The sequence below is a fragment of the Variovorax glucosi genome (assembly GCF_051216695.1).
GTDB lineage: Bacteria > Pseudomonadota > Gammaproteobacteria > Burkholderiales > Burkholderiaceae_C > Variovorax.
In genome coordinates this window covers 1-26,925 of record NZ_JBPJZE010000002.1, presented here as the reverse complement: position 1 = coordinate 26,925, position 26,925 = coordinate 1, and the positions used below count along the sequence as shown (strand labels likewise).

Below are 26,925 nucleotides of genomic sequence, written 5' to 3'. Positions count from 1 at the left end.
TTTTTAGCTCCCCATGTTCTTTGCGGGCACGAACGACAGAGGTTCATCGTCCTTGTGCCAAAGCATCAGGTCGTCCAAGAGGTCGTTTCCGGCGTAGTTCTGTACATGAACAGAGACCGGCTTCCCAACTCTTGGCTTGCGACGTTTCGCCGTATTGAGTTCTGGCTGTAGTGCGTAAATTAGGACAGATTCAACGCAATCCAATAGCACAGCAGAGAGCTCTTCTGGCTCTACCCATTCCAGCGCGACGTACTCATCATGAAGGTCCATCAAGACCGAGCAGCGATAAACCTGCTTCGCTAGTCTGGCAAACTGTGGGTCATGCAGCTTCAGGGCGACATGATGGCCATTCGTGAAGCGCCGAGATGAGCTGGTCTTCCCAACGTACACCACCCTCTCTTCGCTGCCAGCACCGACCGTTACCAAGTAAATCGGCAGGCAGAAAAGAGGTTGCTCACCAAGTTCTGTTCGGACAAGGTCTTGCTCCTCCTTGTCCAGCCTGCCTTCCCACAGCCCGTCGATGAGTGCGTCTGCCTTCTGCAGATATTCGCGAGTTAGCTTCCGTGTCTCGGCCATGCTGTGCCACTTGGCCATCGCAATCCCATGCAACGGAATCACCTCATCGAGGGCAACCGAAACTGCCCACTCCTCAGATTGGGTATCAGGCGTACAGGACGCACCGTCTTCCCCGTGGAAGCGCCGAGGAAGCAACTGAAGCCCGTTGGCCCAGCCAAAAAGAGGTGAACTGACCATGCGAAGGCTCAGTCAGAGCGCCACCGGCCCTTGTTTGAGCTTGGCGGTCAACATAGCCTCCACCTCGGCCAACCAAGCCTTCAACTCTGCGTCGTCGTTCAGAGTGCGCTTGGGCAGCGCAACATGAACGACGTTTGGCTTCAAGAAGTGCACCGCGGCATGACGCGCAACTTCAAAGCGACTGGGCAGTGCTTGAGCCTTTGACACCCAGTGGTCCAGGTCGCAGTCGTCAAGTGCATCTTGCAGTAACTCAGCCGTGCCCAACGCCACAGTAGGAGGCGCGGCCAGATGGTGCGCTTCGGACAGGGCCGCGCGTTGGGCATCTGTGAGCTCGGCCCAATCGGCGTCCGCATCGAGGAGGGCACGTTGCTGAGCATGGGTCTGCGCGAACACGTCGAGCTTGGCCTTGAGTGCCTGTCGCAACAGGTCGACGGCCTTGTCGAGCAATGGGCGCACCGGGTCTGGCTCGGCAAGCAGGCTACGTTGCGCTTCGATGGCGTCCCGCTCGGCTTTCAATGCGGCGTAGGGACCAAGTGCCTTGGCCTGGCGCAGCAACTTGTCGAGCTGATGCCACACCGGGAGACGCTTGGCGATGGCATCGGCTGTTTGCGTCCAAGCCTTGGACAGCGCGACGATTTCATCAAAGCGGGTAAACAGCTCAAGCAGTTGCGCATTGCCGGACTGGCCCTCGATGGCTTCGATGAGCGCGAGCTTGGGTTGCTCGGGCGCAGGGGTGACACCGCCGGCCTTGGCGGCCTGGTCGCGCAACTTGGCGAGAAGCAGGGGCACTTTGGCAAGCTCTTCCTTCGGCTGACAGGGCACGCCCACATTGCTGAACAGGGAGCGAATCTTGATGAACTGCAGCGGCGCGATGTTGACACTCTCACGCTGGAAGTGGGCCTGGGTGAGGCGGGCTCGGTCCAGACTCTTGGCATCGACAGGTTTCGAGGCGGCATCGCTGGCCTTGAGATGCCCGGCAGCCAGCAGGGCGTAGAGCGCACCGTCGATGGCATCGCGCGGCCAGCCGAAGGGTGGAGCCTCAAACTGCTCGCGCACTTCGGCGCCCTTTTTCCCCGGGCCGATATAGGCCAGCAGCTTCTGGCAAACGGGGTGCTTGTCGGCCTCCTGACTGTGGCCCACGACCTTGAGCGCCTCGAGGTTGCCCTTGCGGGCTTCGTCAAGCACCTTGCTCCACTGGTCGTGGTCGGCGGCGTCGAACTGGCTGTACAGCCGGATGGCGGAAGACTTGGCGGCGCGGTTGATGCGGTCGGCCAGGTCGTTGCCATCTTGTGCTTCCTGGCCACCAGCCTGGAACACGCGCACGGTGCCGAACAGTTGCTCCAACAGTTCGGTCAACTCTTTCTCTGCGGTGCGCTGGCGGCTCTCCATTGAACGCTGCGCGTCACGGCCTTCTTCGGTGGAGGGGCTGCCCCTCTTTTGCAGCGTGGTGCGGGCCGCCTCGAGTGCCACGATGGCATTGGTGAGTTCGGTCTTGTGCTGCGCCGGCAAGAAGGCGAACAGCGTCGGGTTGTCGGCCGGTTTGCCATTAGCTTCGGCGATGACGGATTTCTCTTCGGTTTGCCACCCGTCCTGAATCCACAAGTACAGGGTCTGGGCGTGGTCCTTGGGCAGGGTGTCATCGTAGGTCGGTGCCAGCCGACGCTCGACGTTGTCCTTGCCTTGCACTACCCGTACTTTCTTGAGCACCTCGGCGAAGCGGGCCTTCAGCAGGTCTGCGCGCTTTTGTTCGACGCGCTGCGGCGCAGCTTTCAGCTCGGCATCCTGGGCGCGGAACTCGTCGTACCAGGCGCTGGATTCACGGGTCTGCAGTCGGTATTCGGTGCCACTGCCGCCGACGAGTGCCATGACAAGGCGGTCCTTGTTCTGCAGTTCCTCAAGCAAGGCCGGTAGCTTCTTGCGCAGTTCGGCTGAACCCGCCGAGAGGTCGGTCACCAGCAGGTCAGCCAGTGCGTCTTCGGTGGCCTTCAGGCCGATGTCCAGCGCGGCGTCACTCGGCAGCTTGTTGATGAGGTAAACGAGCTTGAGCAGCTTGGCCTTGAGCTGGCCGTTCGCATCGCCCGCAGCGAAACGCTGGACGTTCTCGAATACTTCCTTCGGCAGTTGGGCAGTGGAGACCAGGTTTGCGGCAATCTGGTCGTAGAGAAAGTCGCCCGAGACGACGTGGCCCAGAGGGGCGTCAGCCGTGGCCAGCACAGCCTCGTGCACCACCCGCAACTGACTGCGCAGCTGCGACACGGTGCCGGTGGTGTCGATGGTCCGAAGCACGCGTTCCCAGAAGCGGCGACGTACCGGTAGCAGCGGGTAGTCCGAGGTCATCACGTTTTCGTCTTCGGTAACGTGCTCGAGCTTGGTGCCACGCAAATGCCGGGAGATTTCGCCAAGGTTGGCACGCCAGACATGTTCGACGTCGGGCATGGCCGTCGGCTTCTTGGCCAGTATGATTTGACGGGTGACGTTCTCGACATCCCAGTCGCCCAGCATCACCTGGACCGGGAAGCGACCCATGAGACGCTGCAGATTGGGCATGCCTGAGAGCGCCGACTGGCCAGTGCCCACGAAAAGCAGCTTGCCGTTGAAGTGCTTGGACAGGGTCTCGGTGACCTCCTGAACCTGGAAAGCCTTTTCGGCGTCCGCACCGATGTACTGCTGGACTTCGTCCAACACCACTAGGGTGAGCGGGAAGTGCCCATCGACCGTCAGCGCGTCGGCGATGGCCGTGGTCATCTGGTCACTGGTGACGTCGGTGACCTGGGGGAACTGCTCCTTGAGCAGTTTGCGAACGTCGGCCTCGGTGTGAGCCAGGTCGGGCCTGGCTTTGAGCAGCGCCTTAGCCAAGTGGCTGGACACGTACATGTGCGGCAGCTCCTGCGCCAGAGAGCGGCCTGCGGCCTGCAGCTCTGCTTCCACCTGGGCCAACAGCCCTTCTCGCGTCAGCCACAGAACGAACTGGGCCTGGTTGTATTGCTCAGGCAAGCCCTTGGACTTGAAGATGATGCCTAGGAGGGCCAGTCGCACCTTGTCGCCCGCGCCGGCGCCCAGCTTGCCCGCGGCAGCGTGCAGCGCGCCGTAGCGCTTGCCTTGAGTGCTGAGTTCTTTCAGATGCTCGAACACGCCCGTAGAAAGCTTGGCCAAGCTGCGGGCCGTAGCTCCATCAGCGAACTGGTAGTCGGTCCACAGCGTGCGAAGCATCTTCGCCAAGTGCGACTTGCCACTGCCGTAAAAGCCCGAAATCCACACCCCCGGTTGCTCGCTGCCAGCGTCCAGGTTCAGCAGGAACTTGTCGAGGATGGTCTCCAAGCCTTTTTTATACTGGCCGTCGCAGACGAAAGACTCCAGCTCGTAGCGCAGGATTGCCTGCGCAGCCTCCGAATGGTCCTCGGAAACCTCGGCCACGCCATTGTTGACGAGACGATTTTCTTTGGGGGCCTTGTTGTAGATGTCTCGGTTCAGCACGGTTGTCCTTGCTTGGTTCTTGGATAGGGTTGGGTCATTCCGCGGCCAGCAAAGGCACGGCAAGGTAGTTCCAGCCATCGCGAGCGTCCAGCAGGCGATAGGCATGGTTTTCGGGATGGTGTTCGCCGGGGAAGAACACCAACAGTCGGCCTTGCACGACCTCCTTGACGCCCTCGACCAGGGAGGACACTCGAGCCAGCCCGAACATCGTGCCCACCCCCATGAGGGCCACGACCGTGTCTGGGCCTGCCTCGGCGCTAATGCGTGCCTTGAGCTTGGTGGTCAAGTCGGCTACGAACTCGGTCAGTTCGCCGGTTTGGTAACCAGCGAGGTCCTCAGGCGCTTCGAAGTAGGCGTCGCGATACTCCTGCTCTGCCATCCACTGCGGAAACGAGTTGGTTACATCCAGAAGTAGCCACTGCTTTCCGGACTGCTGAGTGGCAAGCTCAAACTCTCCGATATTGGCGCGAAGACGCAGTTCGTCTGCCTTGTCGTAGACCGCGAAGATGACCCGCTGAATGGCAGCGAGCCCCGCCTGCCAAGGGACGGACAGATGTCGGCGGTACGCGGTGACCAGCTTGGTGACCTTAGACGACATGCGAGACCTCCTGTCGGATTCGTTCTTCTTCGGTGGACAGGTAGCCGGGGAAACGCACCTCCTTGACGCCACCGGCGTTCAGAAATACCAGCAGCCCTCTATGAGACGCCGACTTTGCAAGTACTTCGAGCTCATCAGGCGAATCGCCCAACAAAGCCAGCCAGTCCGATGTGAAAAGCCGCTGGCCTGTCCGGCCTTCTAGATAACCCAGGAACAGCAAGAACGCGAGGGATTCGGGATGAGGCTCAATGAGACCACGTGTTTTTCGCACCTTCCCCTGGAGTGCGCCTGCCGCGGTCCACGTGCCGGCCACGTTTTGCGCAAACGACTTCAGCGAAGCGGCACTGAATCGGTCGTGGTAGGCGCCACCGAGAAAAGTCTCAATCGCCTCCCGTCTAACCGCCCCGCCAACCGGCTGTTCCAAAACGAATGACTGTGTGGCTCGCAAAAGTGGGTCCCGTGCCAATGCTGTCGCCAGCGCGAGCAAAGGCTGCGCCGCCGGGTCAAGCGGCCAAAGTCGTCGTAGCGCGCGAAATATGGGGCTTGCCAGATTAAGTGCGTACAGCGTTGAGAGATGCCGCAACGCGAGTTCGCGAGCCTTACGAGTCGCCTTCCCCAGTGCGTTTCCCTCTACGACCGCCGCTCGATAGTCAGCGAGCGTGGCCTTTGGCGACGTATGCGCCAGCAGAAGGCGCAGGTCGTCCAACATCATCGTTCGCGCTGCATGCGGTCCGTTGATGCCGAAGCGAAATCCCAAACTTATCAAAAGCGGTTGGCAGTCCTCCCTCACGCAGCGCGTCCTCGCGGCTTTGCGTTAGGCAATGTCTGGTCGGGAACACCCTGAAGCGGAAAGCCCTGGGCGCGGCAGTACGCGACAACCATGACCTCGACCATGTTGGCTAAGCTGCGCATTTCACGCTCGGCGGCCGACTGCAAAGCCGCCTTGATATGCGGTTCGACGCGGACACTGACAACTTCCGATTTGATGAGAGCCATCAGAGCCCCTGTGAGTAAAACGCTAGCATCACGCAATCATAGTGAAGCGCCGTTGTAGCATAAAGTAACAGGAAAAAGGCGTTTCTTTGAGGTGAGGGCCCCCCTCCGCGCCAGCGATTGCCAGCCGTGCACGGCTTAAAGCAAAACGGCTTGTTTAGGAAATTGGCGGTGGCTACACGTTGCTCACAGTCCTCAACCGAGGGCGGTTCGCCTATTCAGACTAAGCCAACATGCAAGCGCCCACACATCCATCGCCCACCTTCGCCATCACGAGCGCACTCCTCACCAAACAAGAGCTCGCAAAGCGACTTGGCCTTTCAGCCCGCACTGTCGAAAACTTGGTCCGTGCCGGCGGCCTTCCCGAGGGCGTGCGCGTCGGGCGCTTTCTGTACTGGACGGACGCTGTGGTCGATGCATGGCAACGACGGCTCTTCGCCTCTCAAAATTCTTGGGCACCAGACGCCGACTGAGCAACGGCTGCGTATCGCGCAGCAACTTCCTGCCGCGGGGCCTACCTTCAAATTTCGCCAACGCGGCAGACTCACCTCGCAAAGACCAACGTCGCAACGTGCCTTCGCGCCATGCCGGCAACAGACCTTCTCCGCACGCGCGGTTCTAAAGCACAGGAATTGGGTCTCGCTTGCCTGCCTGCGGCAAGACGAGCGTCAACTCGGCGCCGCTGCACCGCTGCAGAAATCCGCTTGAACGAAACCTGTGGGCCTCAAGTCCGCCAATGTGGTACCTGACCCGACACGCACAGAGACGACCGCACCTCGTACAGCAAGGGCTCCTGTCGTCGGAAGGATGCGAAGTGCAAACCGTGGAGGGGCGCATCCGCCGTGATGAGCCGCGACACGCGACCATCAATGACCGATGCAAAAAGGCCAGCGCACCGAACGGTGACTGGCCCTTCGAGATTGAAGAACTACGCAGCCCGTGGCCAAGCGAGGATGTTCTCCGCCTGCTGCGCTTTCAGGCGAGCTCCCGATGACTCCACGGTGCGGGTGCCCTGCTGAACACCTGTAGCCACAGCCTGCGCGATGAGTTGGCTCATGTGCTCTGCCGTCAGGCTTAACATGGGCGCCGTTTGAGCGGCCATTGCATCGCCAGCGTCCACCGGTTCGGCCTTCTGAAACTCGTCCGGCGCGTGCAGCACGGCCAGCAGGTCCTGAGGGCCGACATTGACATACCGCTCCACCATCTTGAGCGTCTTGTGCCCTGTAAAAGCCTGCACCAAAAAGATGTTCCCGGTCTTCAAAGCCAAACGGGTCGCGCCTGTTCGACGCAGGTCATGGATACGCAAATTCTCGATACCCGCCTTCTTGCAGACACGGCCCCAGGACGCGCGTAGCGCTTCATAAGTGATTTCAGCAATGAGCTCCTCTGGCTCACCCGGCCCAAGTTTGCGCAGCACATCCAGTGCCACAGGCGACAGGGCCACGTCGCGAGGACCAGCCTTCGCGTCGTTCAGCTTCAGCATCTTCCCGTCCCAATCGACGTGTTTCCAGCAGACACCCTTCAAAGGCTCTGTTGCGCGCATGCCAGTTTCACGGAGCAACGTCATGACCAAGGGCGCCGTCTGGTTGTAGCTCTCGGACATGGCTTCGTCGAGCAGCCGCTGCTCCTCTTGCGTCATGACTCGTTTGCGCACGTTGTCGACCTGCGGCATCGCCAAATCCGTCGCGGGGTTGTCGGTTAGCGCACGCCAGTTCCACTTGGTGCGAGCGAAATTGAACAACCTGCGCAGCAGCGCTCTTTCAAGCTGAATGGTGGCCGGTGCCATGCCGTCCTTGCGCAATGCATTCATAAAGGCTTGAACATGATGACGCTGTATGTCCGCCATCTTAATTGTCGCGATGTGTGCGCGATGCTTATCACTGTCTGCCGTCTTGCTAAGGAGTTCCCGCCTGTGGGTGGTCAGGCCGTTCGGAATCTGGTGCTCGGCGCCCGCTTTCAACAGGGCAATTCTGTAGAACGCACCACCCCGCTGAGGGTCGGACACCAGTTCGATGGACAGCTCACGCAGACCTGCCGAACGCAGATATTTGTTGTAGCGTCGAACGTCTTGCGGCGCCCCCTTCAAGAAGCCGAGTTGTTGAATGCCATATTGCTGCAAGGCCTGAGCGAGGGAGGTCGCATTGGGCCCCTTACCTTGAGGGCTGCCATAGCTGCGACGCCGCGCGACCTCTTCGTGCAAGGCGTCGAGCGCCGCCTTCTTTGTAGGGTAGCCCGAGACGTAGATGTCATGGCCATCCTGACGGACGCGTGCCGCGAAGCCCCGGCCTTCCTGAAATGCCTTAGCCATGGAGCGACTCCAAGACGGTGCAGCTCACCACAGATGCAATGGGGAAATAGACGGAAACCGCGTCGACGGCATGCGGGCCTGCGGCGGTACGGAAGAGGTCAAAGAGCGAGTTCAAAGCAGTTCCATGTAGGTGGATGGAACTGCGTCTAGCGACGGACCCTGCGAACCGAGGCGCCTAAACCGTTGAGGCTCGTGCGCCGCGCTCGCGAAGGCCCATGTCGGTGCTACCAGGTCGACGATGACAGACTGACAGGTACACCCGTCAGACCGCAATCATGCGCACTGAAGCGCACTCGAACCCTGCCTTTTCGCAGCCTGTCACAACTAGCATTGACAGAAACTGCGCCAGAAAAACAAAAAAGCGACCTTTTTGAGGGGTCGCTTTGTTGAGTTTCTTTCCTAACCTGTTGATTAGAAAAGAGAATTTCTGGTGGCCTGGGACGGAATCGAACCATCGACACGCGGATTTTCAATCCGCTGCTCTACCAACTGAGCTACCGGGCCATTGCACTTGACAGTGCAGCCAATGATTATACAGCGCTTCTCCGCCCTCGCGACAAATCCACGCCAAGTTGCTTGAGTTTTCGATAGAGATGCGTCCGCTCGAGCCCGGTCTTCTCAGCCACGCGGGTCATCGAGCCGTTCTCCATCGCCAGGTGAAACTCGAAATACGCCTTCTCGAACCCGTCGCGTGCATCGCGCAGCGGCCGGTCGAGGTCGAAGCTCTGCCTCGACTGCGGACCTGGATCGGGTACCGCTGCAACCAGCATCGGCGCTGCCATCAACGTGTTCTCGCTGCCGTTCGTCGTGACGATCGCGGCGAAGCCGGTCGCGGCCGGCACCACGCTTGCGGCAGCGCGACGGGCACTTTCGCGAGCGAGCCCCTGCTCGACCGCCTTGAGCAGCTTCTGCAGCGTGATGGGTTTTTCAAGAAACGCGAACGCACCGATGCGGGTGGCATCGACGGCGGTGTCGATGGTGGCATGACCGCTCATCATGATCACCGGCATGCTGAGCAGGCCGGCTGCCGACCACTCCTTCAGCAGCGTGACGCCATCGGTGTCGGGCATCCAGATGTCCAGCAGCACCAGATCGGGCCTGGCACGCTGACGCGCCGCGCGCGCTTCGGCTGCGTTTTCGGCGAGTTCCACATGGTGGCCTTCGTCGTTGAGAATTTCGAAAAGCAGGTCACGGATGCCCAGCTCGTCATCTACCACGAGGATGTTTGCCATGAAAGCTGTTGCTGGCTGCCCGAGGCGCCAACGTCGTCGTTGCGTGCGCTCAGGCGGCGGATGGTTTGGAATCTTCTACGTGAGCGACCGCTCCCAGCGGCTCGCTTGCCAATGCGAATGATAACGAGACTTGCGCACCCACTACAACGCCGTCGACAAGGCGGTTGGAAAGCTCGATCCGCGCGCCGTGTTCGTCGGCGATTTTCTTGACGACGGCAAGCCCGAGTCCGGTGCCTTTCGTCTTCGTAGTGACATACGGTTCGAACGCGCGTTTAAGGATGTTTTCGGCAAATCCGGGGCCGCTGTCCTGCACGGTCAATCGCGCGCGCTGACCGGAATCGCCCAGGCGGGTACGCACCACGACTTCGCCGACGCGCCCCGTGCTGGCCGCGCCCGACTCGGCCGCGTCCTGCGCGTTCTGCAGCAGGTTGTGGATGACCTGGCGGATCTGCTGTGCATCGCCGCGGACCCACGGGCAGCGATCGTCGAGTTCGCAACGCAGCGCGATCGGCATGCTGTCTGCGCTGTAGAGATGCAGCACGTCGTTGACCAGCGCGTTGAGGTCGACCGGTTTCAGATCGGCCGCCGGCAGGCGCGCGTAGTCGCGGAATTCGTTGACCAGCCGTTTCATCGCATCGACCTGATCGACGATGGTCTTGACCGACTTGGTCAGCAGCGCCTGCTCGACCGGCGCCACCTTGCCGGTCAGCTTCATCTCGAGCCGCTCCGCCGACAGCTGGATCGGCGTCAGCGGATTCTTGATTTCGTGTGCGAGCCGACGCGCCACTTCGCCCCAGGCTTGCGCACGTTGTGCGGAGGCGATTTCGGAGATGTCGTCGAACACCAGCAGGCGCTCTTCCGACGGCAGTTCGGCACCGCGTGCGACGAGGCTGATCGCGGCATCCTGGCCCATGCCGGCGTTGTTGCCGCGCAATTCGAATGCGTGCTGCCAGTGGTCGAGTCCGTGCTGCACGCGTTCGACGTGGAATTCGTCGAACTGCTGCTGAACGCTCTGCGCGAAGTCAGCCAGCCCCGGGACTTCGCCGAGCGGACGGCCTTCGTAGGCGGCGAGCGGTGCGCGCAGCACGCGGGTGGCGCCGGGGTTGGTCGACAGCATGATGCCGGCGGCGTCGAGCACGATCACGCCCGATGTCAGGTTGTCGAGAATGGTCTGCAGATTGCCGCGCGCGGCGTCGAGCGCGCCGACGGTTCGCTCGACGGCGGCGCGTGCATCGGCGAGCTGCTGCGTCATGACGGCGAACGAACGCGTGAGGCCTTCGAGCTCGTCCTTGCCCTGTAGCACGGCTGTAGGTCGCAGGTCGCCGGCGGCCACCTGCCGCACGCCGTCTGCCAGCACGAGCAGCGGCCGTGCAAGTCCGTTGCCGAACAGCACGGCCAACAGCACCGCGCCGAAAACGGCGAGAAACAGACACAGCGTCAACGTGCCGATGTACATACGGCGAAGGCCGTCGCGTGCCAGCGAACGCTCTTGGTATTCGCGATTGGCCTCCTGCACTGCGAGCGCATTGGCCACCACCGCCGGCGGCAGCGGCTGCGTCACCTGCAGAAAGCGCGGCTCGGTGCTGAAGTCGAAACCTGGCCGCTGAACAAGCACCAGTGCACGCACTACAGCCGCCTGCGGTGTCCCCTGCGTTGTGGTTTCGTCCAGCCCCTCGATATGCGCGACCGGATGATCGGCGCGAACCTCGCGGAACTGCCGCTGCGTCGGTCTTTCGGGGTTCAGCTGGAAGCGCGAGGTGCCCGCGCCGGCGATCAGCTGGCCGGCGCCGGTCCACAGCACGGCATCGCTCGCCCCGAGTTGATCGCGGATGCGCTCGAGCGCCAGACCGGCGCTGGCATCCGGCACTTCGGCAAGTTGGCGGCTTGCCGTTCGGGCCTTGCTGGCCAGATCCTGCGACAGCGAATCGAGCGTCGCGCGCCCGAGGTTGAGGCCGGCATCAAGTGCTCCCTCGACCTTGACGTCGAACCAGCTCTCGATCGAGCGAGATACGAACTGATAGGAGACGAAGTAGACCAATACACCAGGAACTACGCCAACCAGCGCGAAGATCGCCGCCAGCTTGATCAACAGCCGGCTGCCGAACTTGCCTTCTCTCAGACGTCGCAAAAGCCTGTAGACAGCCCAGCCCAGCACCAGAAGCAGCAGCGATGCAACCACGACGTTGATGCCGAACAGCCGGGCGTAATTCTGCTCGTAGAGCACGCGGTTGTTGGTAGCGACCGCCAGCAGAAACATCAGTACCAGCCCGATGGCCGTCACCATCGCCGCGACGACGCCGATCACCCATCGCATCGCGCGCGCGCGCCGCGCCGCACGCGATGCCGGATCCTGGCGGCGCTCGGCTTTCATTTGGTGTGCTCGACCGCGAGTCGTGCGACGCGCTCCACGGCGATGTCCCAATCGGCCAGGCCGGCGACACCGATCTGGAACGGCCGCGGCAGCTGCGTCGTGTCGAGCCGGAAACGGAACGTCACCGGATGCACCACCTCGTCGCTGATCTCGGCCGCATCGCCAAGACGCATGCGACCTATGCGCTTGACCGTTTCCAGCGCCTCGTCGAGGCTGTCGAAATTCTGGTTGAGCAGCACGCCGAAGCCAGCCGATCCGGTGATCGGGACCGGCGCGACATTGAGACGCCAGCGGCGTGTCAACGGCTGATAGGCAAGTCGCATGTAGCGTGAGACCTGTGCCATCTTGCGGTCGGACCAGTACCAGCGCTGCCGGTACAGCTCCGCCTCGGCCACGAAATGGATGGCGATGCCCTTGTCGAGCACGTCGAGGACCAGCGTCGGAAGCTCGAAGTCGACCGCCGTCGTCAGATAGACGCCATCGTCGCCCTGCTCCAGCCGCATCTGCGTCACGGTGGCCGCATGCGATTGCGCCAGCACGGTCGCCGGCAGCACGCCACCGATGCCGCCGACGCATGCCGCGGCAACGATCGACAGGAACACGCGACGCCCGACCCCGCGCGGTTCAGCGGGATTGTTTTTCGAGCAGTGCGTAGAAGAAGCCGTCGTGGTCACCCAGGGGATTGTCCGGGACGCCACGGGCGTTGACCCCGAATTGGGGGAGCAAATGGCCGGGAGACGGTCGCAAACGCGCGTCGGTGTTGTGCTGAAGGAACGCCTCGATCTGGTGCGAGCCTTCTTCCCGGAAAACCGAGCAGGTGCAATACAGCAGGCGACCGCCCGGACGCACCAGTGGCCACAGCGAAGCCAGCAGCGCCGCCTGCAGCACCGCAAGTTGCGGCGTATCGCTCTCGCGCCGCAGCCACCGAACGTCGGGATGACGGCGGACGATGCCCGATGCGGTGCAGGGCGCGTCGAGCAGGATGGCGTCATAGGGCGTTCCGTCCCACCATTCTGACGGCCGGGCGGCATCGGCGATCAGTACCTTCGCATCGACGCCGATGCGCGCCAGCGTCTCGCCGATACGGCGGCTGCGCAATGCGTCGATTTCCAGCGCGGTAACCTCGATCGGCAGGTCGCCGCTGGCTTCGAGCAGATGCGCGGTCTTGCCGCCCGGCGCCGCGCAGGCGTCGAGCACGCGCAGCGGACCGGCATGTCCACCCTCACCCTGCTGTCTGATCAGGCCCTGCATCAGCAATGGCGCAGCGAGTTGGGCTGCTGCATCCTGAACGGAACATTCGCCGTTGGCAAAGCCCGGCAGCTGATTCACCGGCTTCGCCTGCGCGAGCTGGATGCCGCTGGCGCCGACCGCGCGCCCGCTGAGGCCGACCGCGTTCAACGCCTGCAGGTACGCCGCGACCGTCGTCTTGCGCAGGTTCACGCGCAGCGTCATCGGCGCCTGCGTGTTGTCGGCCGACAGCACACGTTGCCAGTCGCGCGGATGGTCGCGGCGCAGGCGTTCGATCCACCAGCGCGGATGGTTCCATTGCGCGACCGGCTCATGCTCGGTGGCCTCGACAAGTTCGTCGCGCTCGCGCAGGAATCGGCGCAGGCAGGCATTGATGAAACTCGCCTGTGCGCGCGTTGCCGGATTGCGCTTGGCGGCCTCGACGGCCTGGTCGACCAGTGTGAAAGGCTCGTACGGCGACGATTCCGGATCCCATGCGAGCGCCAGCGCGGCGCACAGCAGCGCATCGGCGGGCGGCGGCGGCGTGCGTTTGGCCAGGTGCCGGCGCAGTGCCTCGGCACGGCCCAGGCGACGCAGCACCTGGAAGCCGAGCGACTGCACGCCGGGGCGCAAGGCCGGTTCGACCGCTTCGAAGGCGACCGACCCGGACACGCCACTGCGGATGGCCGCAAGCGCGCCAGCCGTCAATTGCAGTTGTCGCCAGAGCGGCGGTTGCATCGTCGGGGATGCGGGAGAGTGATCGGTTTGGTCTTGGGACAAGTTGTGTCGATGGTAAATGGCGATAGGTGGCACGTGATCGGACTTGCCGTCAGGCGAGCGGTGTCAGCGGCGCGGCGTGACGCAGTTGCATCACCCGTGCCACCAGCAGCGCGGGAAACTGCGCGATCGCGGCGTTGTAGGCAGCGACGGCGGAATTGAATTGCTGGCGCGCGATCTCCGCAGCGGGAGACGGCTCGGGCCAGGCGATGGGTACCTCGGCATCCGGCGCGGGCGGATCGTCACTCTTGAGGCCGATCGGTACGGGCCGGGACAGCGTGCCGTCGGCGCCGAAACTCAGCACGGCATAGGGATGCAGACGCTCCCAGGACGCGAGCATCACATGCAGTGCGGTGGCGAGCGCGGCGATAGAAGCCGGATCGAGCGGGTGCAGGCGCGTGGCGCCGAGCAATGTCGACAGCTGGGCCGTCGTTGCGAGCAATGACGACTGCGCCGAAGCATCCACAGCTCCCGCGCCTTCGATAGGAACCGATTCTGGCTGCACCCGCGACTGCACGAAGTCGAGCTGACGCACCAGCGCCGCATCGAGCGTCGCATAAGACTGCAACGCGGTCGTGCGCAGCCGCATCAGCCGGTTGTACGCGCCGACGAACCAGAAAAGCAGAAGCGCCACACCGATCCAGTAGCCGAGCGATTCGGGCAAATGGATCATGAGCGGCACCTCGAGCACCTCAAGCAGTTCGGAATGAAAAACGCCCCCTGTCCGCGAGCGGAAAGGAGGCGTGTTCGAGCAAAAAGCACGGCGGGCCGATTACTCGGTTGCTGCACCTTCGCTGGCGTCGACCGTCGCGGTCGTGCCGATGGCTTCGTCATCGCTCGACGAACCGGCCAGCTCGGCAGCTTCGGAGTCGGCGATGGCGCGGCGCTCGGCCTCGTCCATCAGGTCCTTGGCCTTGCGTGCCTGGTGGTACGCCATGCCGGTGCCGGCCGGGATCAGGCGACCCACGATGACGTTTTCCTTCAGGCCGCGCAGCTCGTCGCGCTTGCCCATGATCGCGGCTTCGGTCAGCACGCGCGTCGTTTCCTGGAACGATGCAGCGGAGATGAACGAGTCGGTCGACAGCGATGCCTTGGTGATACCCAGCAGCAGGTTGGTGAACGTCGCGGGGATCTTGCCGTCGGCGCGCAGGGCGTCGTTGGTGTTGAGCATTTCGCTGCGTTCGACCTGTTCGCCGGAGATGTAGCCGGTGTCGCCGATGTTGTCGACCACGACGCGACGCAGCATCTGGCGAACGATCACCTCGATGTGCTTGTCGTTGATCTTCACGCCTTGCAGGCGGTACACATCCTGCACTTCGTCCACGATGTAGCGCGCGAGTTCTTCCGAACCCAGCAGGCGCAGGATGTCCTGCGGATCCGCCGGACCGTCGACCACGGACTCACCCTTATTCACGACCTGGCCTTCGTGCACCAGAAAGTTCTTCTCCTTCGGCACGAGATCTTCCCAGACCGTGCCTTCCGGATCGGTGATCTGCAGGCGCAGCTTGCCCTTGGTTTCCTTGCCGAACGACACGGTACCGGTCATTTCGGCGAGCATGCCCTTGTCCTTCGGCGAACGGGCTTCGAACAGCTCGGCCACACGCGGCAGACCACCGGTGATGTCGCGCGTCTTCTGGCCTTCGACCGGAATACGCGCCAGCACTTCGCCCGGGCCCACGTCCTGGCCGTCGCGGATCTGGACCAGCGAGCCGATCGGGAAGCCGATCGTCACCGAATGGTCGGTGCCGGGGATCTTCACTTCCTGGCCTTGGGCGTCGATCAGCTTGACCTGCGGACGGATGACCTTCGCAGCGCCGCGGCGCTTCGGGTCGATCACCACCAGCGTGGACAAGCCGGTCACTTCGTCGACCTGCTTGGCGACAGTGAGGCCTTCCTCGACGTTCTCGAACTGCGCCTTGCCGGCGAACTCGGTAATGATCGGGCGGGTCAGCGGGTCCCAGTTGGCCAGGATCAGGCCGGCCTTGACCTGCTGATCGGCCTTGATCGCCAGGATGGCGCCGTACGGCACCTTGTGGCGTTCGCGCTCGCGACCATGCTCGTCGTGGATGATGATTTCGCCCGAACGCGAAATCACGACCAGCTCGCTCTTGCTGTTGGTCACGTAACGCATCGTGGCGTTGAAGCCGATCGAACCGTTCGACTTGGCTTCCACGCTGGAGGCGATGGCTGCACGCGATGCCGCACCGCCGATGTGGAAGGTCCGCATCGTCAGCTGCGTGCCGGGCTCGCCGATCGACTGCGCCGCGATCACGCCGACGGCTTCGCCGATGTTGATCAGGCCGCCGCGACCCAGATCTCGGCCGTAGCAGGTCGCGCAGATGCCGAAGCGGGTTTCGCAGGTCAGCGCGGTGCGAACCTTGACTTCGTCGACGCCCTGGATTTCCAGTGCTTCGATGTTGTCTTCGTCGAACATCTCGCCGGCCTTGAGCAGCACCGAACGGTTTTCCGGGTGCAGCACGTCTTCGGCTGCCGAGCGGCCGAGGATTCGGTCGCGCAGCGATTCGATGACTTCGCCGCCTTCGACGATGGCACGCATCAGATAGCCGCCATGCGTACCGCAGTCCTGCTCGATCACGACCAGATCCTGCGTCACGTCGACCAGACGACGCGTCAGGTAACCCGAGTTCGCGGTCTTGAGCGCGGTGTCGGCCAGACCCTTTCGGGCACCGTGGGTGGAGATGAAGTACTCCAGCACGTTAAGGCCTTCGCGGAAGTTCGCGGTGATGGGCGTTTCGATGATCGAGCCGTCCGGCTTGGCCATCAGACCCCGCATGCCGGCGACCTGACGGATCTGCGCGGCAGAACCGCGCGCACCGGAGTCGGCCATCATGTAGATGGAGTTGAAGGATTCCTGCTCGACGTCGTTGCCGTGGCGATCGATGACGCGCTGCTTCGACAGCTTGGACATCATGACCTTCGACACTTCGTCGCCGGCCTTGCCCCAGATGTCCACCACCTTGTTGTAGCGTTCGCCGGAGGTCACGAGACCGGAGACGTACTGCTGCTCGATCTCCTTCACTTCCTTGGCGGAGCGCTCGATGATGCCGTGCTTCTCGGCCGGCACCAGCATGTCGTCGATGGCGATCGAGATGCCGGCCTTCGTCGCGAGACGGAAACCGTTCTGCAGCAACTTGTCGGCGAACACCACGGTCTCTTTCAGACCGCACTTGCGGAACGAGACGTTGATGAGCTTGGAGATTTCCTTCTTCTTCAGCGCCTTGTTGATGTTCGAGAACGGCAGGCCCTTCGGCAGGATCTCGGACAGCAGCGCGCGGCCCACGGTCGTATCGACGAGAGAGGTCGACGGCGTGAATTCGCCGGTTTCCTTGTTCTTCGTGTACTCGGTGATCCGCACGGCCACCTTGGCGGTCAGCTCGACCACTTCGGCGTCGAGCGCGCGCTGGACTTCGCCGATGTCGGAGAAGACCAGGCCCTCGCCCTTGGCGTTGATGCGGTCGCGGGTCGTGTAGTACAGACCCAGCACCACGTCCTGCGAAGGAACGATCGACGGTTCGCCCGAAGCCGGGAACAGCACGTTGTTGGAGGCCAGCATCAGCGTGCGGGCTTCCATCTGCGCTTCGACCGACAGCGGCACGTGGACGGCCATCTGGTCACCGTCGAAGTCGGCATTGAATGCCGCGCAGACGAGCGGGTGCAGCTGGATCGCCTTGCCTTCGATCAGGATGGGCTCGAAGGCCTGGATGCCCAACCGATGCAGCGTAGGCGCACGGTTCAGCATGACCGGGTGCTCTTTGATGACCTCTTCGAGGATGTCCCAGACCACCGGCGTACCGGATTCGACTTCCTTCTTGGCAGCCTTGATCGTCGTCGCGATGCCCATGGCTTCGAGGCGCGAGAAGATGAACGGCTTGAAGAGTTCGAGCGCCATCAGCTTCGGCAGGCCGCACTGATGCAGCTTGAGCGTCGGGCCCACCACGATGACCGAACGGCCTGAATAGTCGACGCGCTTGCCCAGCAAGTTCTGGCGGAAACGACCCGACTTGCCCTTGATCATGTCGGCCAGCGACTTGAGCGCGCGCTTGTTGGCACCCGTCATGGCCTTGCCGCGACGGCCGTTGTCCAGCAGCGAATCGACCGCTTCCTGGAGCATCCGCTTCTCGTTGCGCGCGATGATTTCCGGCGCCTTCAGCTCCAGCAGGCGGCGCAGACGCGAGTTGCGGTTGATGACGCGGCGATACAGGTCGTTCAGGTCGGAGGTCGCGAAACGACCGCCGTCCAGCGGCACCAGCGGACGCAGGTCCGGTGGCAGAACCGGCAGCACGTCGAGCACCATCCACTGCGGCTTGATGCCGGACTTGCGGAAGGCCTCGAGCACCTTGAGGCGCTTGGAGTTCTTCTTGACCTTGACTTCGGAACCGGTCAGATCGCCGCGAAGGCGCTCGATCTCGCTGTCGAGTTCGATGCTTTCGAGCAGATCCTTGATGCCTTCGGCGCCCATCTTGGCGACGAATTCATCGCCGAATTCCTTGCGCTTCGTGTCGTAGTCGTCCTCGGACATGATGCTGAACTTCTTCAGCGGCGTCATGCCGGGGTCGGTCACCACATACGCTTCGAAATACAGCACGCGTTCGATGTCGCGCAGCGTCATGTCGAGCACCAGGCCCAGACGCGACGGCAGCGACTTCAGGAACCAGATGTGCGCGCAAGGAGCGGCCAGGTCGATATGACCCATGCGTTCACGGCGAACCTTGGTCTGCGTGACTTCGACGCCGCACTTCTCGCAGATCACGCCGCGATGCTTCAGGCGCTTGTACTTGCCGCACAGGCACTCGTAGTCCTTGATGGGGCCGAAGATCTTGGCGCAGAACAAGCCGTCGCGCTCGGGCTTGAAGGTGCGGTAGTTGATCGTTTCCGGCTTCTTCACTTCGCCGAAAGACCACGAACGGATCTTCTCTGGCGAAGCCATGCCGATCTTGATGGCATCGAAATGCTCATCCGGCGTGAATTGCTTGAACAGGTCGAGTAATGACTTCATGTGACTCTTTCCTTTTCTGCTTATGAACGTTCGAGTTCGATGTCCAGGCCAAGGGAACGGATTTCCTTGACCAGCACATTGAACGATTCCGGCATGCCGGCTTCGATGGAGTGTTCGCCCTTGACGATCGACTCGTACACCTTGGTACGGCCCACCACGTCGTCGGACTTCACCGTCAGCATTTCCTGCAGCACGTAAGCGGCGCCATAGGCTTCCAGTGCCCACACTTCCATTTCGCCGAAACGCTGGCCACCGAACTGGGCCTTGCCGCCCAGCGGTTGCTGCGTGACCAGCGAATACGGGCCGGTCGAGCGGGCATGCATCTTGTCGTCCACCAGATGGTGAAGCTTCAAGAAGTGCATGTAGCCGACGGTAACCGGACGCTCGAACTGGTCGCCGGTGCGGCCGTCGTACAGGTAGGCCTGCGTGCGGGTCTCGGTGAGACCCTTGATCTTGGCGATCTCTTCCGGATAGGCGAGATGCAGCATGCCGCGGATCTCTTCTTCCGAGGCGCCGTCGAACACCGGCGTCGCGAAGGTCACGCCGCTCGACAGATTGGCCGCCATGTCCAGCAGCTGCGAGTCGCTGAGCTTGCTCAGGTCTTCCTTGCGGCCGGAACCGTTGTAGAGCTTGTCCAGGAACGCGCGCAGCTCTGCAATCTTGGCTTCGGCCTGCAGCAGGTCGCCGATGCGCTGGCCGATGCCCTTGCCGGCCCAGCCCAGATGCACTTCCAGCACCTGGCCCACGTTCATCCGCGAAGGCACGCCCAGCGGATTCAGGCAGATGTCGCACGGCGTGCCGTCGGCCATGTGCGGCATGTCCTCGACTGGAACGATCTTGGAAACCACACCCTTGTTGCCGTGACGGCCGGCCATCTTGTCGCCGGGTTGCAGGCGGCGCTTCACAGCCAGGTAGACCTTGACCATCTTCAGCACGCCGGCCGGCAGCTCGTCGCCCTGCGTGAGCTTCTTGCGCTTTTCTTCGAATGCGAGGTCGAAGCTGTGGCGTGTCTGCTCAAGCGAGTTCTTGATGGATTCGAGCTGCGAAGCCACTTCGTCGTCCGCCGGACGGATGTCGAACCAGTGGAACTTCTCGATCGACGTCAGGTACGCCTTGTCGAGCTTGGTGCCCTTGGCCAGCTTGTTCGGTCCACCGTTGGCAGCCTTGCCGGTCAGTAGCTTCTCGATCCGGTCGAACGCGTCGGCTTCGACGATGCGAAGCTGGTCGTTCAGGTCGAGGCGGAAGCGCTTGAGTTCGTCGTCGATGATCTGCTGGGCACGCTTGTCGCGCGTGATGCCTTCACGGGTGAACACCTGCACGTCGATCACGGTGCCTTGCGAGCCCTGGTCCACGCGCAGCGAGGTGTCCTTCACGTCGGATGCCTTCTCGCCGAAGATGGCGCGAAGCAGCTTCTCTTCAGGCGTCAGCGTGGTCTCGCCCTTCGGCGTGACCTTGCCCACCAGAGTGTCGCCGGGCTGCACTTCGGCGCCGACATAAATAATGCCGGATTCGTCGAGGCGGTTGAGCTGCTGCTCGGCCAGGTTCGGAATGTCGCGCGTGATTTCTTCGGCGCCCAGCTTCGTGTCGCGGGCCATCACCACCAGTTCCTCGATGTGGATCGAGGTGTAGCGGTCTTCGGCGACGACGCGTTCGGAGATCAGGATCGAGTCTTCGAAGTTGTAGCCGTTCCAGGGCATGAAGCCGATCAGCATGTTCTGGCCGAGAGCCAGTTCACCCAAGTCGGTCGATGCGCCGTCTGCCACCACGTCGCCCTTGGCGATATGGTCGCCGCGCTTGACGATCGGACGCTGATGGATGTTGGTGTTCTGGTTCGAACGCTGATACTTGATCAGGTTGTAGATGTCCACACCGACTTCGCCGGCAGCCGCTTCGGCGTCGTTCACGCGCACGACCACACGGGTCGCATCGACGTAATCGACGATGCCGCCACGAGTCGCGGTCACGACGGTGCCGGAGTCGACCGCGGAAACGCGCTCGATGCCGGTGCCGACGAACGGCTTCTCGGGACGCAGCACAGGCACGGCCTGACGCTGCATGTTGGCGCCCATCAGCGCGCGGTTCGCATCGTCGTGCTCGAGGAACGGCACGAGCGAAGCAGCCACCGACACGATCTGCGCAGGCGACACGTCCATGTACTGGACGCGCTCGGCACCCACCAGAATCGATTCGCCGGCTTCACGCGCGGAAACCAGGTCGCCGGTCAGCACGCCGTCCTTGTCCAGCGCCGCATTGGCCTGGGCGATGACGTACTTGCCTTCCTCGATGGCCGACAGATAGTCGATGTCCATCGTCACCTTGCTGTCGACCACGCGACGGTACGGCGTCTCGATGAAGCCGTATTCGTTCAGGCGGGCATACAGAGCCAGCGAGTTGATCAGACCGATGTTCGGGCCTTCAGGCGTTTCGATCGGGCAGACGCGACCGTAATGGGTCACGTGCACGTCGCGCACTTCGAAGCCTGCACGTTCACGCGTCAGACCGCCCGGGCCAAGAGCCGAAACCCGGCGCTTGTGGGTGATTTCGGACAGCGGATTCGTCTGGTCCATGAACTGCGACAGCTGCGACGCGCCGAAGAACTCCTTCAGCGCAGCCGAGATCGGCTTGCTGTTGATCAGGTCGTGCGGCATCAACGGCTCTTGCTCGGCCTGACCCAGACGTTCCTTCACGGCCTTCTCGATGCGGGCCAGACCGGTGCGGTACTGGTTTTCGGCCAGTTCGCCGACGCAACGCACACGGCGATTGCCGAGATGGTCGATGTCGTCGACTTCGCCATTGCCGTTGCGCAGATCGACCAGGATCTTGACCACGTGAAGGATGTCTTCGTTGGTCAGGACCATCGGTCCGGTCGACTCGTCGCGGCCGACCTTGGCGTTGAACTTCATGCGGCCCACACGCGACAGGTCGTACGTGTCCGGGTTGTAGAACAGACGCTGGAACAGGGCCTGGACCGCGTCCTCCGTCGGCGGCTCGCCGGGACGCATCATGCGGTAGATGGCCACGCGTGCAGCGAACTCGTCAACCGTTTCGTCGATGCGCAGGGTCTGTGAGATGTAGGCGCCCTGGTCCAGCTCGTTCGTGTAGATGACCTGGATGTCCTGCACGCCAGACGTACGCAGCTTCTTCAGCAGCGCTTCCGTCAGCTCGTCGTTGGCCTTGGCCAGAATCTCGCCCGAATCTTCTTCGACGATGTTGCGGGCGATGACGCGACCGACCAGGAAGTCTTCCGGCACGCTGATGTGCGTGGTTTCCGACTGCTCCAGCTCACGCGTGTGGCGGGCGGTGACGCGCTTGTCCTTCGCGACCACGACCTTGCCGGCCTTGTCGGTGATGTCGAAACGCGCGACTTCGCCACGCAGGCGTTCGGCGACGAACTCCATCTGCGCACCGCTGTCCATCAGGCGGAAGTTATCGTTCACGAAGAAGTTCGCGAGGATCGATTCCGGGTTCAGGCCGATGGCCTTCAGCAGGATCGTGACCGGCATCTTGCGGCGACGGTCGACGCGGAAGTACAGCATGTCCTTCGGGTCGAACTCGAAGTCGAGCCACGAACCGCGGTAGGGAATCACGCGGGCCGAGAACAGCAGCTTGCCGCTGGAATGGGTCTTGCCCTTGTCGTGCTCGAAGAATACGCCAGGCGAACGGTGGAGCTGCGACACGATGACGCGCTCGGTGCCGTTGATGATGAACGAGCCCTTCTCGGTCATGAGCGGCACTTCGCCCATGTACACCTCTTGCTCCTTCACTTCCTTGACCACCTTCGACTGCGACGTCGACGACTCGCGGTCATAAATGATCAGCTGAACCTTCGCGCGCACGGCCGACGCGAAGGTCAGGCCACGGGTCTGGCATTCGCGCACGTCGAACGCCGGCTTCGCCAGGTTGTACTCGAGGAACTTCATCTCGACGAAACCGTTGTGCGAGACGATCGGGAAGGCAGCGGTGAACGCGGCTTGCAGGCCGTCGATCGTGCGCTTGGTCGGGGCAATGCCGGCTTGCAGGAACGCGGTGTACGCATCCTTCTGCATTTGCAGCAAATAGGGGATTTCAACGACGCTGTCGCGATTACCGAAATTCTTTCGGATGCGCTTGCGTTCGGTGTAGCTGTAGGTGGACGTTTGGGCCATGCGAGCTCCGGAGCTTGATATCTTCAGCGACTTGTCAGCGGTGCTTTCGCACTGCTGCTTGGCGGCTGGCCACTACCAGCCGTTGGCGGACGGTGATGCATTGCACATCACCCGAACCAAGGGGTCTTCTGCAGTCGGGGTCAGAAGACACTCAAAATCTGTTTTGATTGAACAGATTTTGGGTGCACTCTGAAAGCGGCAAAGGCTGGAGGGCCTTTTCAGGCACCTCCAGCCCTTTAGAGGGACTGAATTACTTCAGTTCCACCTTGGCGCCGGCATCTTCCAGCTTCTTCTTGGCGACTTCAGCGTCAGCCTTCGACAGGCCTTCCTTGACGGCCTTGGGAGCGGCTTCCACCAGATCCTTGGCTTCCTTGAGGCCCAGGCCGGTGATTTCGCGCACGGCCTTGATCGCCGAAACCTTGTTCGCGCCAGCTTCCATCAGCATGACGTTGAATTCGGTCTGCTCTTCAGCAACTGCGGCTGGGCCGGCAGCAGCGGCAGGGCCTGCCATTGCAGCAGCGCTCACGCCAAACTTCTCTTCGATGGCTTTCACCAGTTCGTTGAGTTCCAGGACCGTCATGCTGTCGAGCGCGGTCAGAAATGCGTCTTTATCGAATGCCATTTTTGTTTCCTAACAATTGGGTTGAAATGTCCAAACGCAAGCCGGCTTACGCGGACTGCGCTTCGGCTTCTGCCGGTGCATCGGTTGCGGTTTCGCCTTCGCCGCGCTTCGCCGCCAACGCCGCGAGAACGCGAGCGGTACGGGAAATGGGCGATTGCATCAGGCCCAGCAACTGGGCCAGCAACACTTCCTTGGAAGGGATGTTGGCCAGTTGCTTCACGCCGTCCACGTCCAGGGTCTTGCCACCAAACGCACCGCCGCGAATCACCAACTTGTCGTTGGTCTTCGCGAAATCGGCCACCACTTTTGCGGCAGCCACGGCGTCGACGGAAAAACCGTAGATCAGCGGACCGGTCATCTGGTCACCGAGGATCTCAAACGAGCTTCCCGCGACAGCACGGCGGGCCAGCGTGTTCTTCAACACGCTGAGCGTCACGCCCTGGCTGCGCGCGGTATTGCGCAATTTGGTCATATCGGCAACCGTGATGCCACGGTATTCCGCCAGAACGAGCGTTTGAGCTTTGGCGGCGAGGCTGGTCACGTCGGAAATGACCGCTTCTTTCTCACTGCGATTCAGACTCAAGGTCTACTCCTTTTAATGTGTTCTTCAGCCGGAGCTTCGGAACACGCTTCATGCAGCGACCAACTGTTTCGGAAACTTGATTCCTTGCAGCGGGATCGCCATCTGCGCTGGTGATTTCCGGAGAAATCGATTAAGTGCAGCGAACTGCACGCCAGCGGTCTTGGATGGCCCAGAGCGACTGCCCGTCCGAGGACGTCGCCGCTCTGGCCCACCACATCGCCACCCCTCGAAAGGCGTGGCAAATTCTTCACTTCAGACTTGGGCGATCGTCTGGGTGTCGACGCGCACGCCCAGACCCATCGTCGAAGACACAGCCACCTTGCGCAGGTACACACCCTTGCTGGTAGCCGGCTTGGCCTTGACCAGCGCATCGATGAGCGCAGCCAGGTTGCCCTGAAGCTTGTCGGTATCGAACGAACGACGACCGATGGTGCCGTGAACGATACCGGCCTTGTCGACACGGAACTGAACCTGGCCGGCCTTCGCGTTGCGAACGGCTTGAGCGACGTCGGGCGTAACGGTGCCGACCTTCGGGTTAGGCATCAAACCGCGCGGGCCGAGAATCTGACCGAGCGTACCGACGACGCGCATGGCATCCGGTGCAGCGATCACGACGTCGAAAGGCATGTCGCCAGCCTTGACCATTGCAGCCAGATCGTCCATGCCGACGATATCGGCGCCGGCAGCCTTGGCTTCTTCAGCCTTGGCGCCTTGGGCGAACACGGCGACGCGCTTGGTCTTGCCGGTGCCGTTTGGCAGCACGACAGCACCGCGCACGACCTGGTCCGACTTCTTCGCGTCGATGCCGAGTTGCACGGCCACGTCGATGGACTCATCGAACTTGGCAGTGGCGGCTTCTTTCACGAGACCGATGGCATCGACCAGTGCGTACAGCTTGTTGCTGTCGACCTTGCCGACGGAGGCTTTTTGTTTTTTGGTGAGCTTGGACATTTACACGCCTTCCACAGTCACGCCCATCGAACGGGCAGAGCCGGCGATGGTGCGAACGGCGGCATCCAGATCGGCTGCCGTCAGGTCTTTCATCTTGGCCTTGGCGATCTCTTCGAGCTGAGCGCGCGTGATCTTGCCGACCTTGGTGGTGTGCGGCGTAGCCGAACCCTTGTCCAGCTTGATGGCCTTCTTGATCAAGGTGACCGCAGGCGGCGTCTTGATGATGAAGGTGAAGCTCTTGTCCGCGAAGGCGGTGATCACCACCGGCAGCGGCAGACCCGGCTCGACGCCTTGGGTCTGGGCGTTGAACGCCTTGCAGAACTCCATGATGTTCAGACCACGCTGGCCCAGTGCAGGACCGATGGGTGGTGACGGGTTGGCCTTACCAGCTGGCACTTGCAGCTTGATGAAGCCGACGATTTTTTTCGCCATTTTTTGCTCCTTGCGGGTGATAACGCCGGGCCCTTGGGCCACGGCTCCCCGGGGTTGACGACTCTTCGATCAAGGCCGCGCACCGAGTCGGGTAGCGCACAGCCGAAATTTGGCGGGCCTTACGACCCTGACGTCAGGTCTTCTCGACCTGGCTGAACTCGAGTTCGACCGGCGTGGCACGACCGAAGATCATGACCGACACACGAACCTTGCTCTTTTCGTAATTGACTTCCTCGACAGTGCCGTTGAAGTCGGTGAACGGGCCTTCCTTGACGCGCACGAACTCGCCGGCCATGAATTCGACCTTGTGACGCGGCTTCTCGGTGCCCTGCTGCATCTGGCTGACGATGTCTTCGACTTCCTTCTGCGAAATCGGAGCGGGACGGTTCTTCGCGCCACCGACGAAGCCGGTCACCTTGTTGGTGTGCTTCACCAGATGCCAGCTCTCGTCGTTCATGATCATTTCGACCAGAACGTAGCCGGGAAAGAAACGACGCTCTGTCGTGCGCTTCTGGCCGTTCTTGATTTCAACGACTTCTTCAGTCGGCACAAGAATGCGCCCGAACTTGTCCTGCATGCCTGCGCGATTGATGCGTTCGGCGATGTTGCGCTCGACTGCCTTCTCCATTCCGGAGTAGGCATGCACCACATACCAGCGCAGATCCGGGTTGACCGGAGGCGCGAGAATCGCTTCGGCGGCGGTCATTTCGACCGGAGCGCTCTCCGGTGTCGTTTCAACGGCGTCGTTCATTATTTTCTCCATCCCAGAATGAGGTCGAAGAACACCCATTCGAGTGTCTTGTCCGTGGTCCAAAGGAAGATGGACATGATCGCCACGAAAGCGAACACATAAGCCGTCATCTGCATGGCCTCCTTGCGGGCCGGCCAAACGACTTTCTTGACTTCACGCCATGCATCGCGACCGAACGCCAGCAACTGGCGACCATTTTCGGAACTTGCAAAAACTCCGACTGCCGCAGCCAGACCGACAAGCAAGGCAGCCCACTGCGCCAGCGAGCCCTGACGCGCCAGCAGGTAATACGCGACGATGGCGCCCACGGCGAGCAATACCGACGCAGCCAGCTTGGCCTTGTCAGCACTCGTGCTCACAGTTTCGATTTGAGATGTAGCCATCTTCGGCAAGTTCCTGCGGCTGTTACAGCCTTCAATTCGTTGCGTCTCTTGAGACGCCGAAGCCCGTCGGGTTACGACGGGCCTTTTTTCGCCACCTTCAGGTGGCAGGGGCAGTAGGAATCGAACCTACAACCTTCGGTTTTGGAGACCGACGCTCTGCCAATTGAGCTATACCCCTTCAGTCAAACTATTTAAGCGAGAACCTTGGCCACGACGCCGGAGCCGACGGTCTTGCCGCCTTCGCGGATGGCGAAGCGCAGGCCTTCTTCCATGGCGATCGGGTTGATCAGCTTCACGGTGATGCTGAC

At 62.0% G+C, this 26,925-nt stretch carries 21 protein-coding genes and 2 tRNA genes; 1 reads left to right on the top strand and 22 read right to left on the bottom strand.

Translation table 11 applies throughout. The features are described 5' to 3' along the window. Positions 1-3: 3 nt before the first annotated feature. From ACSFA3_RS08535 to ACSFA3_RS08515, 5 genes are all read right to left on the bottom strand, one after another. Positions 4-753, bottom strand: a complete 750-nt coding sequence (locus tag ACSFA3_RS08535) for a hypothetical protein (RefSeq protein ID WP_435505017.1) — start codon at positions 751-753, stop codon at positions 4-6. A 12-nt stretch (positions 754-765) separates the two neighbouring features. After that, the gene (gene brxC, locus ACSFA3_RS08530) at positions 766-4,227 is read right to left on the bottom strand and encodes a BREX system P-loop protein BrxC (RefSeq protein WP_435505016.1); all 3,462 of its coding nucleotides are present in this window, start codon (positions 4,225-4,227) and stop codon (positions 766-768) included. 34 nt (positions 4,228-4,261) lie between these two features. After that, positions 4,262-4,825, bottom strand: a complete 564-nt coding sequence (locus ACSFA3_RS08525; RefSeq protein WP_435505015.1) for a BREX protein BrxB domain-containing protein — start codon at positions 4,823-4,825, stop codon at positions 4,262-4,264. Next, positions 4,815-5,537, bottom strand: a complete 723-nt coding sequence (locus ACSFA3_RS08520; RefSeq protein ID WP_435505014.1) for a hypothetical protein — start codon at positions 5,535-5,537, stop codon at positions 4,815-4,817. The genes ACSFA3_RS08525 and ACSFA3_RS08520 overlap by 11 nt, the downstream gene beginning before the upstream one ends. Before the next feature lie 74 nt (positions 5,538-5,611). Beyond that, complete coding sequence (locus tag ACSFA3_RS08515) at positions 5,612-5,821, bottom strand: hypothetical protein (protein ID WP_435505013.1); 210 nt, start codon at positions 5,819-5,821, stop codon at positions 5,612-5,614. A 230-nt stretch (positions 5,822-6,051) separates the two neighbouring features. On the opposite strand from ACSFA3_RS08515, the gene ACSFA3_RS08510 reads away from it, so the two are divergent. Beyond that, positions 6,052-6,291 carry a helix-turn-helix transcriptional regulator gene (locus tag ACSFA3_RS08510; protein ID WP_435505012.1) on the top strand — a complete coding sequence of 80 codons (240 nt, stop codon included), beginning with the start codon at positions 6,052-6,054 and terminating at the stop codon, positions 6,289-6,291. 455 nt (positions 6,292-6,746) lie between these two features. Here ACSFA3_RS08510 and ACSFA3_RS08505 read toward each other — a convergent pair whose 3' ends face one another. The 17 genes from ACSFA3_RS08505 to ACSFA3_RS08425 all read right to left on the bottom strand — a co-directional run. Beyond that, positions 6,747-8,126 (bottom strand): tyrosine-type recombinase/integrase, encoded by a 1,380-nt coding sequence (locus tag ACSFA3_RS08505; protein WP_435505011.1) that lies wholly within the window; start codon positions 8,124-8,126, stop codon positions 6,747-6,749. Positions 8,127-8,554: 428 nt separating this feature from the next. Then, a tRNA-Phe gene (locus ACSFA3_RS08500) sits at positions 8,555-8,630 on the bottom strand. A 26-nt stretch (positions 8,631-8,656) separates the two neighbouring features. Then, positions 8,657-9,358 carry a response regulator gene (locus ACSFA3_RS08495; RefSeq protein WP_435505010.1) on the bottom strand — a complete coding sequence of 234 codons (702 nt, stop codon included), beginning with the start codon at positions 9,356-9,358 and terminating at the stop codon, positions 8,657-8,659. A gap of 49 nt (positions 9,359-9,407) precedes the next feature. Beyond that, positions 9,408-11,729 carry a sensor histidine kinase gene (locus tag ACSFA3_RS08490; protein ID WP_435505009.1) on the bottom strand — a complete coding sequence of 774 codons (2,322 nt, stop codon included), beginning with the start codon at positions 11,727-11,729 and terminating at the stop codon, positions 9,408-9,410. Beyond that, the gene (locus ACSFA3_RS08485) at positions 11,726-12,283 is read right to left on the bottom strand and encodes a DUF4390 domain-containing protein (protein WP_435506184.1); all 558 of its coding nucleotides are present in this window, start codon (positions 12,281-12,283) and stop codon (positions 11,726-11,728) included. Before ACSFA3_RS08485 ends, ACSFA3_RS08490 begins: the two co-directional genes overlap by 4 nt. Before the next feature lie 70 nt (positions 12,284-12,353). Next, the gene (gene rsmB, locus ACSFA3_RS08480) at positions 12,354-13,694 is read right to left on the bottom strand and encodes a 16S rRNA (cytosine(967)-C(5))-methyltransferase RsmB (RefSeq protein ID WP_435505008.1); all 1,341 of its coding nucleotides are present in this window, start codon (positions 13,692-13,694) and stop codon (positions 12,354-12,356) included. Positions 13,695-13,785: 91 nt separating this feature from the next. Continuing rightward, entirely contained in the window at positions 13,786-14,406 is a 621-nt protein-coding gene (locus tag ACSFA3_RS08475) for a lema family protein (RefSeq protein WP_435505007.1), read from the bottom strand. A 99-nt stretch (positions 14,407-14,505) separates the two neighbouring features. Then, positions 14,506-18,750, bottom strand: coding sequence for a DNA-directed RNA polymerase subunit beta' (gene rpoC, locus ACSFA3_RS08470; protein ID WP_435505006.1), 4,245 nt, complete (start codon positions 18,748-18,750; stop codon positions 14,506-14,508). A gap of 20 nt (positions 18,751-18,770) precedes the next feature. Then, on the bottom strand, positions 18,771-22,895 hold the full coding sequence (gene rpoB, locus ACSFA3_RS08465) for a DNA-directed RNA polymerase subunit beta (protein ID WP_435505005.1): 4,125 nt from the start codon (positions 22,893-22,895) through the stop codon (positions 18,771-18,773). Positions 22,896-23,145: 250 nt separating this feature from the next. Next, entirely contained in the window at positions 23,146-23,517 is a 372-nt protein-coding gene (gene rplL, locus ACSFA3_RS08460) for a 50S ribosomal protein L7/L12 (protein ID WP_435505004.1), read from the bottom strand. A gap of 46 nt (positions 23,518-23,563) precedes the next feature. Next, positions 23,564-24,100: a 50S ribosomal protein L10 gene (rplJ, locus tag ACSFA3_RS08455; protein WP_435505003.1), complete on the bottom strand. Its 537-nt coding sequence runs from the start codon at positions 24,098-24,100 to the stop codon at positions 23,564-23,566. 252 nt (positions 24,101-24,352) lie between these two features. Next, positions 24,353-25,051, bottom strand: a complete 699-nt coding sequence (gene rplA, locus ACSFA3_RS08450) for a 50S ribosomal protein L1 (protein WP_435505002.1) — start codon at positions 25,049-25,051, stop codon at positions 24,353-24,355. Further along, a complete protein-coding gene (gene rplK / locus ACSFA3_RS08445) occupies positions 25,052-25,483 on the bottom strand; it encodes a 50S ribosomal protein L11 (protein WP_219211526.1) in 432 nt (143 codons plus the stop codon). Between the two features lie 133 nt (positions 25,484-25,616). Then, positions 25,617-26,234: a transcription termination/antitermination protein NusG gene (gene nusG, locus ACSFA3_RS08440; protein WP_435505001.1), complete on the bottom strand. Its 618-nt coding sequence runs from the start codon at positions 26,232-26,234 to the stop codon at positions 25,617-25,619. Then, positions 26,234-26,617: a preprotein translocase subunit SecE gene (gene secE / locus ACSFA3_RS08435; RefSeq protein WP_435506183.1), complete on the bottom strand. Its 384-nt coding sequence runs from the start codon at positions 26,615-26,617 to the stop codon at positions 26,234-26,236. Before secE ends, nusG begins: the two co-directional genes overlap by 1 nt. Positions 26,618-26,719: 102 nt before the next feature. Then, positions 26,720-26,795 (bottom strand) — tRNA-Trp (locus ACSFA3_RS08430). Positions 26,796-26,808: 13 nt separating this feature from the next. Next, on the bottom strand, positions 26,809-26,925 hold a 117-nt coding region (locus ACSFA3_RS08425; RefSeq protein WP_296314640.1), incomplete at its 5' end, for an EF-Tu C-terminal domain-related protein.